The following is a 15,753-nucleotide window of genomic DNA, read 5'->3' as shown; positions in this document are numbered from 1 at the left end:
TACATGAGCCAGGAGGGGGCAATATAGTGTTAGGTATTCCTCTTACGAGGAATGATGGAAATGATGCACAGCCTGGCTAGCCGGAGCAAAAGCCAGAGAAGAAAGGGCAATATGGTTTAACTGCGACATCATGTCGGGAGACAAATATAATAGCTGGTTCTAAAAAAGAAAGGAATAGCAACTTTAATATTGAGGTCTACACACTCAAACGTCTTTTGCGGGCTGGCTCAAGGTAAGACATAATCTCGCGTAGTTGCCTATCTATCAGCATCCTGATATCATCGAAGTTGGAGGCACAACTTTTCTTAAAAGCCGAGACATTTTTTTCAATTTCCCGCTTCTTTATATCTATAAGATTTTGAATACGATACCGCTCGGTAGCATCGATATTATGACTGGTCAGCTTCCACTCATCAATGAGCCGGTATACTCTTTCTAATTTAAGAATGATGTTTTCTGAAGAATTATGTGCTACATGCATCGTCAAGAAGGTTCTAAAAAATGTAGACCTGAAAAAAATAAAACAGGCCAGGAAAAAAATCTAAATGGCGGCAGCTTCTCACGAAATCATTGCAGCGGATCTTAAGCTAGCCATTTAAAACCATTATTATAGTATTAGTAATGTTAAAAACAGATAATTTGTTTCATCAAACTGTATTTTCTGACGAAAAACCTTAAAAGTTCATCAGAAGTAAGCGGTAGACAACTCGAAAGACTCTTTAGCAGAATCCAGTAACTTACCTTTTTCACACTTGAGCATGCGGGCAGGGTACTGTTTAATGAAATTATAATTATGGGTTGCCATGAGAACGGAAGTCCCTTGCTTATTGATATCAAGGAATAGCCTGAATATGCCGTCTGATACCTCCGGATCGAGATTACCAGTAGGCTCATCTGCTACAAGCATAACCGGTTCGTTTATAAGGGCCCTGGCGATAACCACCCGCTGTTGCTCGCCACCTGAAAGCTGATGTGGCATTTTACTACCCACAGAACCCAGTCCGACTTGCATGAGCACCTCGGCTAATCGCTTTTTCATTTTTTTTCGCTCCTTCCATCCGGTGGCCCGCATGACGAAGAATAGGTTTTCTGCCACAGTCCGGTCAGGAAACAATTGGAAATCCTGAAAAACGATACCGAGTTTACGGCGAAGAAAAGGCACTTTAGATCGCCGGATATTGCGAATATCATATCCTGCCACCATTACGTCTCCCAGGCGGAGAGGGAGATCTGCATATAGGGTCTTGAGCAGTGAACTCTTCCCGCTACCGGTCCGACCGATAAGGTATACAAATTCACCTTTCTCTATTTGGAAGGTTATATCATTGAGCACTGTCTGGTGCTCCTGAAATATACAGGCATTGGAAACAGATACGACGTGATCGGATGAAAAGCTCATTTAGATATCGAGTTTTTGCAATTTACCAAAGGGCAACTTCTCAATCAACGCTGCCAACTCCTGTTCCTTTCCTTCGAGCCCATATTTTTCCAGGTTCTTAAGGGGGCGGTCAGCACGGAAATAAGCGACGAGGACAAAATCCTCGTCGCGTAATTGTATATAATCAGGGATTTTGGCTTTACCCTTAACCTTAATAATGTGTAGTCCGTCCAAAGGAAGCGCTATTAGCTATTGTTCTTCTTGTGGTCAGCGAGAAATTTCTCCAGGCCACTATCGGTAAGGGGGTGCCTTAGCAATCCGGTAATAACACTAAGCGGGCAGGTAGCTACATCCACACCCATTTCAGCACACTGAATAAGGTGCATGGTGTGGCGTACAGATGCGGCAAGCACCTCGGTCTGGTAATCATACTGATCGTAGATATTTACTATCTGCTCAATAAGTCCGAGTCCGTCAGTAGCAATATCATCCAGGCGACCGATGAAGGGGGATACGTAGTTAGCTCCGGCCTTGGCAGCTAGTATGGCTTGGCCTGCGGAGAAAATAAGGGTACAGTTGGTTCTGATACCATTGCTGGAGAAATACTTAAGGGCTTTAACTCCATCACGTATCATAGGTACTTTAACCACAATCTTGTCATCAATCTTGGCAAGGGACTCTCCCTCTTTTACAATACCGTCAAAGTCAGTAGCAATTACCTCTGCACTAACATTATCATCTACGATATCGCAAATGGCCTTATAGTGGTTTCGTACATTGTCTTCACCCTTGATCCCTTCCTTTGCCATAAGGCTAGGATTGGTGGTTACGCCATCTAGGACGCCAAGGTCATGGGCTTCTTTGATCTCGTCTAGGTTAGCTGTATCAATAAAAAATTTCATAAAAGCAGAGATTATAGATATGCTACAAATCTAATGATAAAAAAAAGAAATGCCGGGAAAGAGGAAAAGAATGGAGGGATAAAAAAAATGGCAAATCAGGTGTCGCGCCGCTACGACTGCCTACCCTTGCTTCCTTCCGGACCTGGGGGAGTTCGGCAGGAGCTGGCCGCACCGATTTGCCGATGCAAAAGTAAGAAGAATATTTTCTTAGTCAAACCACCGGCGAGGAATGTCATAAAAAAAACAGCCATGGTCACCTAGATTTTAGTTAAGCCCCCTTCCCTATTCCCTTTAAATAAAGATTAAATTCCAAGGGGCTTCCTGGTTCAAACCCGTCTTCTGCCAGGTCGTCAAATATCTCTTCATCAAAGTGCCTCTTGGTTTTCTCAACAGTTCCATCAGGAAAAATAAGGAGCTCCATGCCCTTATATTCATTCGGATCCACCTGCACTAATATGGTAACTTCTTCCAATTCCTTTTTAAAATACTGGTGTACGATATTACTGTTTTTCATGCTATTTGCTTTGCGGCTGGTATAGACCTGCCATTTACCATCTTAACAGGACAAAAAAATAAGTCCGCGAAGGACTTATTGTTAAAATCATTATTCAAACGATAAAGGGTCTAGTTCCAATCATCGGAACCTAGTTCGTCATCATTGTCCCAGTCTTCAGAAAAGTCGTCATCTTCTTCTGATTCCCAGTCCTCATCGTCAAGGTCATCATCCATGTCGTAGACTTCTCTACGAACATCTACATCAAAATCAAAGTCCGAATCATCGGTAACATCCTGATCATCGAACTCGTCGAACTCGAAAACTCCGTCTTCCAGTTCGTCCCTGTACTTGGATTTCATCTTGGGGTCAAATATAATCGCTGATCTACTTATGACCTAGAGGCCAACGCCATAGAGGTCTACTAATTGGGTAACAAAATACCAGGAAAATTATTCCGGAGCTTCAGTTTTTTTTGCCGTTTGTATAAAACCTTTTTTAAGGCCGGGAGGCAAATGCTACCTTACACAATTTAACGATATTCCATATTTAAGGATAGGTATTACGATGAAAAAATTTTGGTTGAAATCCTGCATGTACGTTGCCCTGCCTGGCATGCTGGCTATAGGGTCGGCCTGTGCAGACAATGACGATGCGGGAGAGAACTCTGCTGCAACAGAGCCTGAACAGGAACCGAGGGGAATAACGGTGTCTAACATGGATACTACGGCAAACCCCGGAGAAGACTTTTACCAGTATGCAAATGGTACCTGGATGGCAAATAATGAGATTCCGGCAGACCAGAACTCATGGGGTAGCTTCTACGAATTACGGGACCGCAACCAGGAGATATTACTGGAGGTATTGGAAAAAGCCCAATCTGATGAATCTCTGGCTGCTGATAGTGACGAACGTAAGGCGGGCCTATTTTACCAGGTGGGTATGGATAGTGCCAAAGCAGAAGAATTAGGAGCTAAGCCGTTGCAGCCTATACTGGATAAGATCAGCGCGGTAAGCAATAAGCAGGAGCTTATGGACATGGTGGCATGGATGCATATTCATGGCCTGGGGGGCATGTTTGGTGAATATGTGTACCAAGACATGAAAAATTCGGACAAAATGGCTCTCTATCTTTCCCAGGGTGGATTGGGCCTGCCTGACAGGGATTATTACCTAAGCGAAGGCACCGATAAGCAACAAAACAGAGCAGACTATGAACAGCATATAGCTAATATGCTGACAATGGCGGGATATGATGAAGGCAAAGCGGCTTCTGCAGCAGCAGAGATCCTTAAGCTGGAGACTAAAATGGCTGATGCCAGCATGCCTCGCGTAGAAATGCGTAACCCTGACAACGTATATAATAAAATGGCCATCGGTGAACTGGCCGGTATGACACCTAACCTGAATATTCAGCAGGTACTGAATGGTATGGGTGTACAGGATGTGGATAGTTTAATTGTAAGACAGCCGGACTTTTTCAAAAAGCTGGACGGCCTGGTGGGCAGTGTAAGCCTGGACACCTGGAAGGACTACCTTACCTGGCATGTAACGAGCGATATGGCTCCTTATATGAATAATGCTTTCGTAGCAGAAAACTTTGATTTCTACACAAGGAAGCTAAGTGGATCTGATGAGATGAAGCCACGCTGGAAGCGTGTGATGAGCACCACTAATGGCGCACTTGGTGAAGCTCTGGGTAAGTTGTACGTAGCTGAAGCTTTCCCTCCGGAAGCGAAGAAAAATGCAGCCGAAATGGTGGAGAACCTTAAAGAGGCCTTCCGTCAGCGCCTTGATAACCTGGAGTGGATGTCTGAGGAAACAAAAGAACAAGCCAGAACGAAGCTTGAGTCTTTCGTAGTGAAAATAGGGTACCCTGATGAGTGGGAGGACTATAGCACGCTGGAAGTAACAGAGGAGTCTTATGCACAAAATGTACTCAACGCCAGTGCCTTTGCGCATGAGCAAAATGTTCAGAAGCTAGGTAAGCCAGTGGACGAAAAAGAATGGGGAATGCCTCCACAGACAGTTAATGCTTACTACAATCCGGTAATGAACGAGATTGTATTCCCTGCGGCTATTCTGCAGCCTCCCTTTTACGATTACAGAGCTGATGCGGCAGTGAACTACGGCGGTATTGGCGCCGTTATCGGCCATGAAATCACACATGGTTTTGATGATCAGGGACGCCGCTACGATGCGGAGGGTAACCTGCGGGACTGGTGGACTGAAGAAGATGCTGAGCGCTTTAGTAAGCTAACTGACAGGTTAGTACAACAGTATGGCGAATACATTGTAAATGATAGCCTGAATGTGAACGGAGAGCTTACCCTGGGTGAGAATATTGCAGACCTAGGCGGCCTGGCAATGGCCTATGACGCTCTGCAAAACCACCTGAAAGAGCATGGCAATCCTGGAGAAATAGATGGTTACACGCCTGAACAGCGCTTTTTCCTTGCCTGGGGACAGATATGGCGTATCAAGGACCGTCCTGAAACGGCCAAGCAGAAAATACTTATAGATCCTCATGCGCCTGGTCGCTACAGGGTAATGGGACCGGTATCGAACATGCCTAACTTCTACTCTGCATTTGACCTTGATGAGGAGAATATTACAGATGGTGACACGACTATGGTGAGCATCTGGTAAGACTACTCATCTTACAATTGATCTGAAGCCGTCTGTAATTTTTACAGGCGGCTTCTTTTTTTATCAGAAAGAGGTAAACCTCTGGCCTAACATCTTTAGAAGATAAGCGTTATCTTAACTGAAAACCAATTATTAACCAAAAATACCGATATGGGAAGAGGTGATAAAAAAACGAAAAAAGGTAAGATCAGTATGGGTTCATATGGTGTACGCCGACCCAGGAAAGCCAACAAGAAAAGCTCTGGCAACCAAGAGGAAAAAACTGATTGATTTGCGGCCGCTATTCAGCGGCCTTTTTACATAATGTCCCGAAGGATAAATCTGATTGAAAGAATCAATCTTTCCTCACTAGACGCTAAGGTAGTGTCTGGACTCTTCCGCCACTGGCAGAGATATCTGAAGCATGGTACCCTTGGAATATGAGGGGTTATAAATAATCTCACCATTGATTAGCTGCAGATGATTTTTAACCGCGCTATGGGTAGCCAGGGCAATAGCTGAACGGGTATCCGGGTCTGAATTATGGGTATCTCTCCGGGTCTGAAAAGTTAGCTCTAAATGGTGCTGCATAGCATCTATGAAGATTGTGACCTCATTTACACCTGGCTCCTTGGTACCTGACATTATGAGCATGATACAGGTGTCGAAGAGCATCATTTCGAGGTAGGGGCTAAACCTCCTTTTTTCATCGTTTCCTGCTATAGTAACGGTACTCTGCAAATCGGGGTATTGGGCACTGATTAACTCTGTCACCCCTGCTACGAGGCCACTTTGATAAAGAGAGGGATGGCTCTGACAATGATCTAAGAGGTTAGCATACACGCTGCTCTTTCTGAATTCTCTTAAGGACTCCTCAACCATAGCTCCAATGATTATGCCTTTTCCGGAGTTAGGCTTTTCCAATAGCATGCGGTCGGCCCGGTCAATGGCATTATGTATAGCGGGTATGCGGCCGGGTTTTTCCTTCCACCTCTTTTTATGGCTCAATACATCTTTACAAAACTTCTCGATGTTTTTATGAAGGGTGGCTCCTGCATCAGGACGTCTCTCGTACTTAAGCATGATCTCAGTTTCTGCAGTAAGTTTCTGCAAATACATTAGCTGTATTTCTGTTTTGATATCCTGAAGATCGAGGGACGACTGCCTGTGGGAATAGATCACCGCATATAACAGTACCACGAGGAGGCACATGGTTAACAGGATCAATATCGCCAAAGGGTAAAATTCCATTGTATGTCTAACTAATAGCTGGTACTTTATTTAACACTAAAATAACATAAAGGAATCGCATTTGTGTTAGTCCCAAAGCAAGGCAAATGTTACAACAACAGAATTTCGCTTCAAATTTTTAGGCCTTTAAGGCACAATCAATTTCCATAATTCAACAAAAACCAAGTATGGGTCGACAAGAGGGGGGTATTGTATGTTATAAAATAATTAAAGTTTCCTCCAGGGCTAATATTTCACTGTAGGTACAATGTTACGGATTAAGGGTATGCTGAAGTTGGCAGATTTAAAAACCACCCTTTCCTGGCGACTAGATTATTTACTGGTATTCAACGATTTACCCCATCCCTTACATGGGTTTACTCCTCAGACACCACAAATATCCTCCTCATTGGTCTATCTATTGGCAAAATTAAATGGAAGTAATGGTTACCGTAATTGAAGCTTGTGCTTGGCGATAAAGGCAGGTGCTTATCTTTAGAGATGACAGGAACCCGGCCACCTGGTTATATATTTTGGCGAAAGATAGCAGGCGAAAGTGTGGGTAACTTATATAGGGAATGAACAGGGGCTTGCCCTATGGCGAGTTACTGACGCTGATCAACTTTTTTACTTTCCCGGAGATGTAGGCTGCCTTGGGCGACCACCCCCTTTTTTATCTGGTTAAGGTCATTGGTTATGCCTGGCTTACTCGTCTTTAAGCGTATTTACCGGATCTAAAAGGGCTGCTTTTACAGACTGATAACCAACTGTAGCCCACGCTAGTAATAATGATAGTAGCCCACCTGCCAGTATTATCCATATGCTTACCTGAATCCGATAGGGGAAATCTACCAGCCAATTATCCATAAGATACCAGGCAAGAGGAGCGGCCAGCACAAAACCCGCTAAAGCGAGGAAAGTAAATTCGCGGGTAAGCAATAGCACCAAATCCCTGAGACTAGCTCCGAGCACTTTACGTACGCCGATCTCTTTGCTCCTGCGCTCGGTTACATAGGCAGAAAGGCCTAATAGCCCTAAGGAGGTAACCAATATGGCAAGTAATGAGAAAAAGCCTATGGTTTTACCAAAAGTAGTTTCCTCCTGGTAAATGCGTGCCATTCTTTGATCTACTAACTCAGCCTCAAATAACCGGTCAGGAAAGTAGTTATACCAAAGGCTTTCTACTGTCTGCATCCCCTCACTCAGGGCCCCATCACGAAAGCGGACGTACACATGGCCCATCTGGTTCAATTGACGCGTCTCTGCAAAGGAAGGCTCAATGGTGATGACAACGGGGCCAGTAGACATTCGCAGGTTTTTAGCGTGGAAATCATTGACCACACCTATCACTTCTCCCTTTTTCTCAAATAACACCTTGCCATATTCACCGTAACTAATCCGTACGTCGGACTGGAGTGGGTCACGGTCATTTATTAGGCCGCTGGCGGTTTCATTTATTAAAAAGGCCTGTTTTCCATCAGTGGCAATATCCTCTGAGAAACCACGCCCGCTAAGCACTTTGAAACCCATAACTTCGGGGAAATCAAAATCCACATAGAGTACGCCTGGATCACTAACTCCTTGTCCGTTTATTTCCGTAGGAATGTTACTTACCTGGTATGCTCCAGGCATCCAATTGGAAGCGGTTACGCCCTCAACACTGGTTTGGCTCAGCAGTTCGTTCTTGAAGCTTTCATATTTTTCTGATACCCTGGCTTCTCCGCGGGTGGAGATTTGTAATATCTGGTCGGTAGAGTAGCCCAGTGTTTTCTCCTGCATAAAACTAACCTGGCGATAAACTACGATAGTACCTATGATCAGGGCAATGGAAATACCAAACTGCAGCACTACGAGCATTCTGCGCAGGCCAATACCTCCGGCCTGGCGGTGCATGAGGCCTTTGAATACTACAACGGGCTTAAACCTGCTGAGGAAAAAAGCGGGATAGCTACCACTCAGAATGCCTACAACGATTAGTATCGCGAGCAGACTGAGGTACATCCAGCTCCCTCCGTAGTCAATATCGATTATCTGACCGGACAGGCTCCTGAAGAAGGGGAGTAGCAATTCTGCAATAAGCAAACCCAGCAGAAGACTTATAAATGTGATGAGGACGGATTCGGTAAGGAACTGGGCGATCAGCTGGCCTTTACGTGCTCCTATCACTTTCCTGACCCCTACTTCCCGTGCCCTGCGCAAGGCGCGGGCCGTGCTGAGGTTCATAAAATTAAAGCAGGCTATTACCAGAATAAGTAAGGCGACTACGCTGAAGGTAGTGACAAACCTTATGGTACCTTCTCCCTCATTGCCGGCACCATATAGTCTTATATCTGTAAATGGCTGCAATCTTGGTCGTAACTCCTCGGCGACATCGCCTTCACGGTATTGGCTGGCAAAGGACACCATTTTGTCATTCAGTTCCTGAGCATTTGCTTCAGGATTTAGCTTTACGGTGGTGAATGTATTTGGCCACCACCAGCTCGTATACTCTTTTATCCCATTGCTTTTTTCGAAAAAGGAAATGGGGGCCACCAGGTCCAGGTCTATGGAACTATTGGGAGGGTAATCCTCCATGATTCCGGTAACCTGCAGGTCGTGCCGGTTTTCATACCGCAGTATTTTACCTAAGGGCTCATCATCGCCAAAATATCTTCTGGCAGCAGATTGGGTAATAACTATGGCGTTCGGATCTGAAAACACCGTGTTTTTATCTCCTTTAACGATGTTGATCCCATAAAATGAGAAGAAGTTTTCATCTGCAAAGCCAAAGGCATCCTCTACGAATATGAGTGGCTCTGAGGTATCGTTTATATAGGTAAAGGTGCTACCACCGGTAGAAATTATCCTGTTATAGGCTTCCACCTCCGGCATATCTTTTTTAAGGTAGGGGGCGGCAATGGCTGCAATCTGGGTGCTGTAATCACCGTCAAACCACCGCTGATTCAGCTTATATATCCGGTCAACATCCGGATGCATATTATCGAAGCTCAATTCAAACCTGATACTGTGCATTAGCAAAATACAGCAGGCAATGCCAATGGCTAATCCGAGCACGTTGATAATAGCAAACACTTTTTGTTTCATCAACGTCCGGTAGGCGATCTTCAGGTTATTGAGTATCATGAAAGGTCATGGCTATGAAGAAAGAGATCCCGAGGAAGGAAAAAAATAGCTGGCTGAAAGAAGGGGGCTGGTTGAAAAGTATAAAATGGGAGTGCCTTATAAGGCACTCCCCAGGTTATGGAAGGCTAGACGTGGAAAGACTCCTTGATGTTTTCTGTAACCACTTTTCCATCAAATAGATTAATGGTACGGTGGGCATAGTTAGCATCATATGGAGAGTGGGTCACCATCACAATTGTCGTTCCCTGTTGATTCAGATCGGCCAGAAGTTTCATTACCTCCTCGCCGTTCTTAGAATCGAGATTACCTGTAGGCTCATCCGCCAATATCACCTTAGGGTTAGCAACGATCGCTCTGGCAATAGCTACACGCTGCTGCTGACCACCACTAAGCTGCTGGGGAAAGTGTGTACGCCGGTGCATGATATTCATGCGCTCCAGGACTTCATCCACTTTACGCTTACGCTCTGCGCTGTCAACTTTAAGGTACAGGAGTGGAAGCTCCACGTTTTCAAAGACAGTAAGTTCGTCTATCAGGTTGAAGCTCTGGAATACAAATCCGATGGAACCTTTACGCAGTTTTGCGCGCTGGCGCTCATTGTATTTTGCTACTTCCTGGTCAACAAACCAGTATTCACCTGTAGATGGGCTATCGAGCAAGCCGATAATATTCAGGAGGGTTGATTTACCACATCCTGAAGGTCCCATTATGGCTACAAACTCACCTTCCTTGATGTCGATATTCACGTCATTCAGGGCCGTGGTTTCGATCTCCTCGGTGGTATAAACCTTTCTGAGGTTAACGGTTTTAAGAATACTTGTCATTTCTATAAGTAAGGTTATTCAGGGTCAATCTAATACGATTACTTCATTGTCACCAAAGTTATCATAGCTACTGGTAATCACACGATCGCCAGGCTGAAGGCCTTCGGAAACTTCATAGTACTGTGAGTTTTTACGGTTAAGGCGGATATTACGCTTTACAGCTTTATCATCACCTTCTTCCAGAACATATACCCAGTTACCGCCGGTATTTTGATAGAATCCACCCACAGGCAGCAAGGTGGCGGTAGTAAGATCGCTAAGTTGCAGTCTTACCCGGAGGGTCTGTCCTCTTTTGATGTTCTCAGGCTGTTCTCCTACAAAGTGCATGTCTACTTCAAACACCCCATTGGTAACGGTAGGGAAGATTTTCTCTATTGTAAGTTCATAGGTATCTCCGCTGAAGTCGAAGGTACCTTTCTGTCCCTCTTTGATACGGGGAAGATATAATTCATCAATAGGTACTCTTACTTTAAAGCTATCGACTATATCTACCTGGCCTAAACTCTGGCCTCTATCGATAGATTCACCTATCTCAAGGTCCGGAGTGGTAAGCTGTCCGGTAATGGGGGCTCTGACGACAAGATTGTCCAGAATACGGCCTACCGCATCCAGGCTCATGAGCATCCGGTCTTCAGAATTCTGAAGCTGGGCACGCTGTCTTACAATATTAATGCTATCAGTTTTATAGGCCTTTACAGTAAGCTCGCGACGGTTGAGCTGGTACATGTATGGTTCCTTCACTTCCTCAAATTCGCGTTTGGATACGAGCTTTTTCTCATACAGCTCTTTAAATCGCTCATATTGAGGTTCCAATAATTTAATCTGGTAATCGATCTCGGCAAGATCCTGCTTCAAACGAAGGGTATTCTGATCCAGGTTCAGGCGAATGTTACGCTGGTTATTAAGCTGTTCGTACAGCATGGTCTCGCGGTTCATCACATCCAGTTGCAGGTTACTGTTCGTCAGGATCATGATGGTATCGCCTTTGTCCACCATATCACCACTTTCGCGCACTAACTGCTTAACGACACCTCCTTCAATGGCATCCATATATATAGAGCGTATAGGCTGCACTGTTCCTGAACGGGGGATATACTCCTGGAATTCTCCTTCCTTAACCGTAGAGATGGTGATTTTCTCACGTTCGGTTTTAACTTTTGAGCGATTATCCGCAAACAGAAAACCATACAAGGCGAAGAGCACAGCTCCTACTATCACCCCTGCGAGTATGATCTTCTTAGTTGTCCACCGTTTTTTCTTAATTACTCGATCCATTTCAGTTTATAAAGCTTATCTGGTTTCGTACACGGTAAGCCAACAAGTGTGCCAAACATGAAAAGCGTACTATTTAGCAGTCTGAGGGCCTTTTTTATAATTGGCCGAAATCCAGGTGTCCGCTAGCGAACGCGCTTGTTCGTCTGCGACCAAACCTAACTTCACACTCGGCAGGAAAAGCATAAATATAAGGTATAATTCACGGGAATAATTACCTTTAAAGGCCGCAGGCAGGCCTTAGGACATATTTTTACCTTCAGCGAGTGCTCCGGGCCATTATTTAACCCATTGCGGTATAGTATTTGAAAAATGGAAAAATGCCGTGGTGGAGCCACCCCAGACATTTGATACATCAATTATATGAGCCAATCTGTCAAAAGCAGTAAAATACCCGGAAAAATACTGGTAGTGGATGACAACCAGGACGTGCTTAGTGCTGCCCGGCTGTTCCTTAAGAGACACTTCACGAGTATTGACATAGAAAAGAACCCTGAAGCCATACCTACGCTCATGAATAATGAGCAATACGACGTGATCCTGCTGGACATGAATTTTACGAAGGACGTGAGCAGCGGGCATGAGGGGTTTTACTGGCTGGATAAGATACTTGCCATTGACCCCTCGGCAGTAGTCGTTCTGATTACAGCTTACGGAGATGTGCAAACTGCGGTAAGGGCTATAAAAGAAGGGGCGTCTGACTTTGTGCTTAAGCCATGGGAGAATGAAAAGCTACTTGCCACGATGATGTCTGCCATGAGGCTTCGCCAGTCTCGTACAGAGGTGGCTGACCTGAAGGACAAGCAAAAGCAGATAAATGAGGACAATGACTTTAAATATGTAGACATATTGGGCAAAAGCGGCCCGATGCAGAAGGTGTTTGAAACGATAGACCGTGTGGCAGGTACGGACGCAAATGTGCTTATACTTGGCGAAAATGGAACGGGAAAGGAACTGGTAGCAAGGGCTATCCATCGTAAGAGTAAGCGTCACGACGGGGTATTTATCAGTGTGGACCTGGGGGCAATCACGGAATCACTGTTTGAAAGTGAACTCTTTGGTCACACCAAAGGGGCCTTTACCGATGCGAAAGAAGAACGCGCAGGCCGGTTTGAAGTAGCGTCAGGGGGCACTCTGTTCCTGGATGAGATTGGTAACCTGAGCCTTCCGCTGCAGGCAAAATTACTTTCTGCCATTCAGAGTCGCCAGGTAACGCGGGTAGGGTCAAATAAAACCCGTGATGTGGATATCCGGCTGATCTGTGCTACGAATATGAATCTGTATGATATGGTGGGGCAAAACAGTTTTCGCCAGGATTTACTATACCGGGTGAATACCATTGAAATTATACTACCTCCACTACGTGAGCGTGGCGAGGACCTTGAGCTACTTGCAGACCATTACCTGAAACATTATGCGCATAAGTACAGCAAGGAGGTGCACTCTGTGAGCGCCGCAGCCCTGAAGCGTATGCAGAAGTACAACTGGCCTGGTAATGTAAGGGAACTGCAGCATGCTGTGGAGAGGGCTGTAATTATGAGCCAAAGTAATGTATTGCAGCCGGAGGACTTTTTCTTTAATGCGAGACCCGGGGAACAAAGCGGGGGGCAGGGTGAAGAAAATATCCAGCTGGAGCAATACCACCTTGAGGAAGTGGAGAAGATCCTGATCCGGAAAGTGATGAAAAAATATAATGGTAATATAACGCAAGCTGCTACTGAGCTGGGACTTACGAGGTCTTCACTTTACCGCAGATTGGAGAAGTATGGTCTTTAAGGAATTCAGAACCGGAGTATTATGGAGGGTGCTACTCATCGCCTTAAGTATATTCGTTGGTTTTTTGCTGTATTTTGACAAAAAGTATGTAAGTACCGGCGTAACAGGGGTGGTAATTGGCATACAGATATACAATCTGTTTCTTTTTGTAGAGAATACAAACCGCAAGCTTACCCGCTTTCTGGAGTCGGTACGTTATTCTGACTTTGTATCCGGCTTTAATGCAGACAATAAACTTGGCGATAGCTTCCGTCAACTGAATCAGGCATTTAATGAAGTGTTAGATGCTTTCCGTGAGCAGCGCTCTATCAGTGAAGAGAATGAACTGTACCTGCACACGATCGTACAGCATGTAACGGTAGGTCTGCTGGCCCTCGATTCTGATGGAAATGTGGAACTGATAAATCCAGTGGCTAAACGGCTGCTGGACCTTCCCCAGTTAAAACATATAAATGAGCTCCATCATAAACACCCTGTACTGCACTTGCTACTGGTAGGCCTGAAGTTGGGCCAGCGTGCGATGCACCGGATAGGACCTAATGTAGACCTGGCGATAAGTGTGACGGAACTAAGGCTGCATGGCAAACACCTGCGCCTGTATTCGCTACAGAATATACGCTCTGAACTACAGCAAAATGAGATACAGGCCTGGCAAAATCTAACGAAGGTCCTGCGCCATGAGATCATGAACAGCATTACGCCTATTGCCTCTCTGGTGGGTACGCTGAATGATATTCTGAAGGAGGATCTTCATGATGAAAATGGTGAGGTAAATGACGAAGCGCTGGAGGATATACAGGAGGGCTTGCAAACAATAGGAAATCGTAGTAAAGGACTGGTTCGCTTTGTTGATGCGTATCGGGACTTTACGAATATACCTGAGCCTGAGTTTACACGTTTTGAGATGAGGGACCTGCTGGATCATGTGGCCCACTTGATGCGGACTGAATTCAGAGATACGGGTATATCTATGGACTACCACCCTCCTACTGAGTCTATCCTTCTGATGGCAGATCAGCAGCTTATTGAAATGATATTAATAAACCTGATCAAAAACGGACGAGAGGCATTAACGGGAAGGGAGAATGGCCGGGTAGAACTTAGTGGAGGTATGGGTGTTGATCAGCGCCCGGTAATACAGGTAAGCGACAATGGGCCTGGTATCATTCCGGAAGCAAGAGAACGAATATTTATTCCATTTTATACAACCAAAAAAACCGGATCGGGTATCGGCCTCAGCCTTAGCAGACAAATAATGCAATTGCATAATGGAGATCTGTCTGTGGAGTCTGAACCAGAAGTCAGAACTATTTTCACTCTTCGATTTTAATTTTTGTTATGCTTAGGATTTCATATTTGGCGACAGTGATAATGGCTATGGTATCAATAGCCTGCTCTCCGCACGTGCCGGTTCGACAAAGCAGCCCGCAGCCTGTCTACCCTATTTACCAGGAAAAGACCATAACGTCTAATCTTTTCAGTGACTCTGCCGCCCAGCTTAGTGAAGCGGATGTGGCTACTTTACTGGATGGGGAGATCGATTACGCAAGTGATATCCGTATCGCTGTTTTCTATTACGCTATCCGGTCACGCAACTTTGGTAAATGGGGGTATAATTATGCTTCTTCCAGTGCTCCTGAATTGCAGGAGGATTATATTTCACGCATACGAAAAGAGATGACTGCCACCGGGCAGGTGAGTCGTGTATCTCTCATACCCTCGCTTCTGATTAGTTCGGATGCCAATATTACCCAGCTTCGGGAGGCGGCCGCCCGCATGCAGTGTGATATGGTGTTTATCATTAAAGCAGAAAGCGACATTTACCGGGATAGTAAACTGTTTAAAAAAGATGAAATAAAGGCCTATGCTACTTGTGAGGCTCTCCTGATGGATACGCGCACCACAGTGGTGCCTTTTTCAGACATCATTTCAACTGAGGCTGTATTTACGCGGGCAGAGGATGACTCTGACCTGGCTGAAACACAGAAAAAAGCGGAACAGGCGGCGATCAGTGAGGCCATTGAAAAAGCGGCGAGGGCATCGGCGGTATTTATCAACGAGGTAAAACAGGCAGATTAGAACGTCATTCAGGCAGTCTTATCTGTACTTCGGGCGGGTAATTGCGCT

At 45.2% G+C, this 15,753-nt stretch carries 15 protein-coding genes and 1 other RNA gene; 5 read left to right on the top strand and 11 right to left on the bottom strand.

What is annotated here, in order from left to right; all coding sequences use genetic code 11:
* Nucleotides 1-196: 196 nt before the first annotated feature.
* From AB9P05_RS15080 to AB9P05_RS15050, 7 genes are all read right to left on the bottom strand, one after another.
* Nucleotides 197-481 carry a hypothetical protein gene (locus AB9P05_RS15080; RefSeq protein ID WP_371909661.1) on the bottom strand — a complete coding sequence of 95 codons (285 nt, stop codon included), beginning with the start codon at nt 479-481 and terminating at the stop codon, nt 197-199.
* Between the two features lie 204 nt (nt 482-685).
* Entirely contained in the window at nt 686-1,399 is a 714-nt protein-coding gene (locus tag AB9P05_RS15075; protein WP_371909660.1) for a cell division ATP-binding protein FtsE, read from the bottom strand.
* Nucleotides 1,400-1,612, bottom strand: coding sequence for a fructose-6-phosphate aldolase (locus AB9P05_RS15070; protein ID WP_371909659.1), 213 nt, complete (start codon nt 1,610-1,612; stop codon nt 1,400-1,402).
* 11 nt (nt 1,613-1,623) lie between these two features.
* Nucleotides 1,624-2,280, bottom strand: coding sequence for a fructose-6-phosphate aldolase (gene fsa / locus AB9P05_RS15065; RefSeq protein ID WP_371909658.1), 657 nt, complete (start codon nt 2,278-2,280; stop codon nt 1,624-1,626).
* Nucleotides 2,281-2,363: 83 nt separating this feature from the next.
* Nucleotides 2,364-2,464, bottom strand: an RNA gene (gene ffs / locus AB9P05_RS15060) — signal recognition particle sRNA small type.
* Between the two features lie 84 nt (nt 2,465-2,548).
* A complete protein-coding gene (locus AB9P05_RS15055) occupies nt 2,549-2,794 on the bottom strand; it encodes a hypothetical protein (RefSeq protein ID WP_371909657.1) in 246 nt (81 codons plus the stop codon).
* A 110-nt stretch (nt 2,795-2,904) separates the two neighbouring features.
* Nucleotides 2,905-3,135, bottom strand: coding sequence for a hypothetical protein (locus AB9P05_RS15050; RefSeq protein WP_371909656.1), 231 nt, complete (start codon nt 3,133-3,135; stop codon nt 2,905-2,907).
* A 205-nt stretch (nt 3,136-3,340) separates the two neighbouring features.
* On the opposite strand from AB9P05_RS15050, the gene AB9P05_RS15045 reads away from it, so the two are divergent.
* Together AB9P05_RS15045 and AB9P05_RS15040 are read left to right on the top strand one after the other, a co-directional pair.
* Nucleotides 3,341-5,422 (top strand): M13 family metallopeptidase, encoded by a 2,082-nt coding sequence (locus AB9P05_RS15045; RefSeq protein WP_371909655.1) that lies wholly within the window; start codon nt 3,341-3,343, stop codon nt 5,420-5,422.
* A gap of 150 nt (nt 5,423-5,572) precedes the next feature.
* Nucleotides 5,573-5,692 carry a 30S ribosomal protein THX gene (locus AB9P05_RS15040; RefSeq protein WP_371909654.1) on the top strand — a complete coding sequence of 40 codons (120 nt, stop codon included), beginning with the start codon at nt 5,573-5,575 and terminating at the stop codon, nt 5,690-5,692.
* 78 nt (nt 5,693-5,770) lie between these two features.
* Here the strand turns inward: AB9P05_RS15040 and AB9P05_RS15035 are convergent, their stop codons facing one another.
* From AB9P05_RS15035 to AB9P05_RS15020, 4 genes are all read right to left on the bottom strand, one after another.
* A complete protein-coding gene (locus AB9P05_RS15035; protein ID WP_371909653.1) occupies nt 5,771-6,652 on the bottom strand; it encodes a hypothetical protein in 882 nt (293 codons plus the stop codon).
* A gap of 684 nt (nt 6,653-7,336) precedes the next feature.
* Complete coding sequence (locus AB9P05_RS15030) at nt 7,337-9,754, bottom strand: ABC transporter permease (protein ID WP_371909652.1); 2,418 nt, start codon at nt 9,752-9,754, stop codon at nt 7,337-7,339.
* 125 nt (nt 9,755-9,879) lie between these two features.
* Nucleotides 9,880-10,578, bottom strand: a complete 699-nt coding sequence (locus tag AB9P05_RS15025) for an ABC transporter ATP-binding protein (RefSeq protein ID WP_371909651.1) — start codon at nt 10,576-10,578, stop codon at nt 9,880-9,882.
* A gap of 24 nt (nt 10,579-10,602) precedes the next feature.
* Nucleotides 10,603-11,853, bottom strand: coding sequence for an efflux RND transporter periplasmic adaptor subunit (locus tag AB9P05_RS15020; protein WP_371909650.1), 1,251 nt, complete (start codon nt 11,851-11,853; stop codon nt 10,603-10,605).
* A 360-nt stretch (nt 11,854-12,213) separates the two neighbouring features.
* Between AB9P05_RS15020 and AB9P05_RS15015 the strand changes: the two genes are divergently transcribed.
* Genes AB9P05_RS15015 through AB9P05_RS15005 form a run of 3 tightly spaced genes read left to right on the top strand, consistent with a single transcriptional unit; the run spans nt 12,214 to nt 15,705 of the window.
* Nucleotides 12,214-13,626 carry a sigma-54-dependent transcriptional regulator gene (locus tag AB9P05_RS15015; RefSeq protein WP_371909649.1) on the top strand — a complete coding sequence of 471 codons (1,413 nt, stop codon included), beginning with the start codon at nt 12,214-12,216 and terminating at the stop codon, nt 13,624-13,626.
* On the top strand, nt 13,616-14,956 hold the full coding sequence (locus AB9P05_RS15010) for a PAS domain-containing sensor histidine kinase (protein ID WP_371909648.1): 1,341 nt from the start codon (nt 13,616-13,618) through the stop codon (nt 14,954-14,956). Before AB9P05_RS15015 ends, AB9P05_RS15010 begins: the two co-directional genes overlap by 11 nt.
* Before the next feature lie 41 nt (nt 14,957-14,997).
* Nucleotides 14,998-15,705: a hypothetical protein gene (locus AB9P05_RS15005; protein ID WP_371909647.1), complete on the top strand. Its 708-nt coding sequence runs from the start codon at nt 14,998-15,000 to the stop codon at nt 15,703-15,705.
* Nucleotides 15,706-15,753: the final 48 nt, after the last annotated feature.

It is taken from the genome of Roseivirga sp. BDSF3-8, from assembly GCF_041449215.1.
Lineage (GTDB): Bacteria > Bacteroidota > Bacteroidia > Cytophagales > Cyclobacteriaceae > JBGNFV01.
Note: the sequence above shows the minus strand (reverse complement) of the source record. Positions and strands in the feature narration are given on the sequence as shown.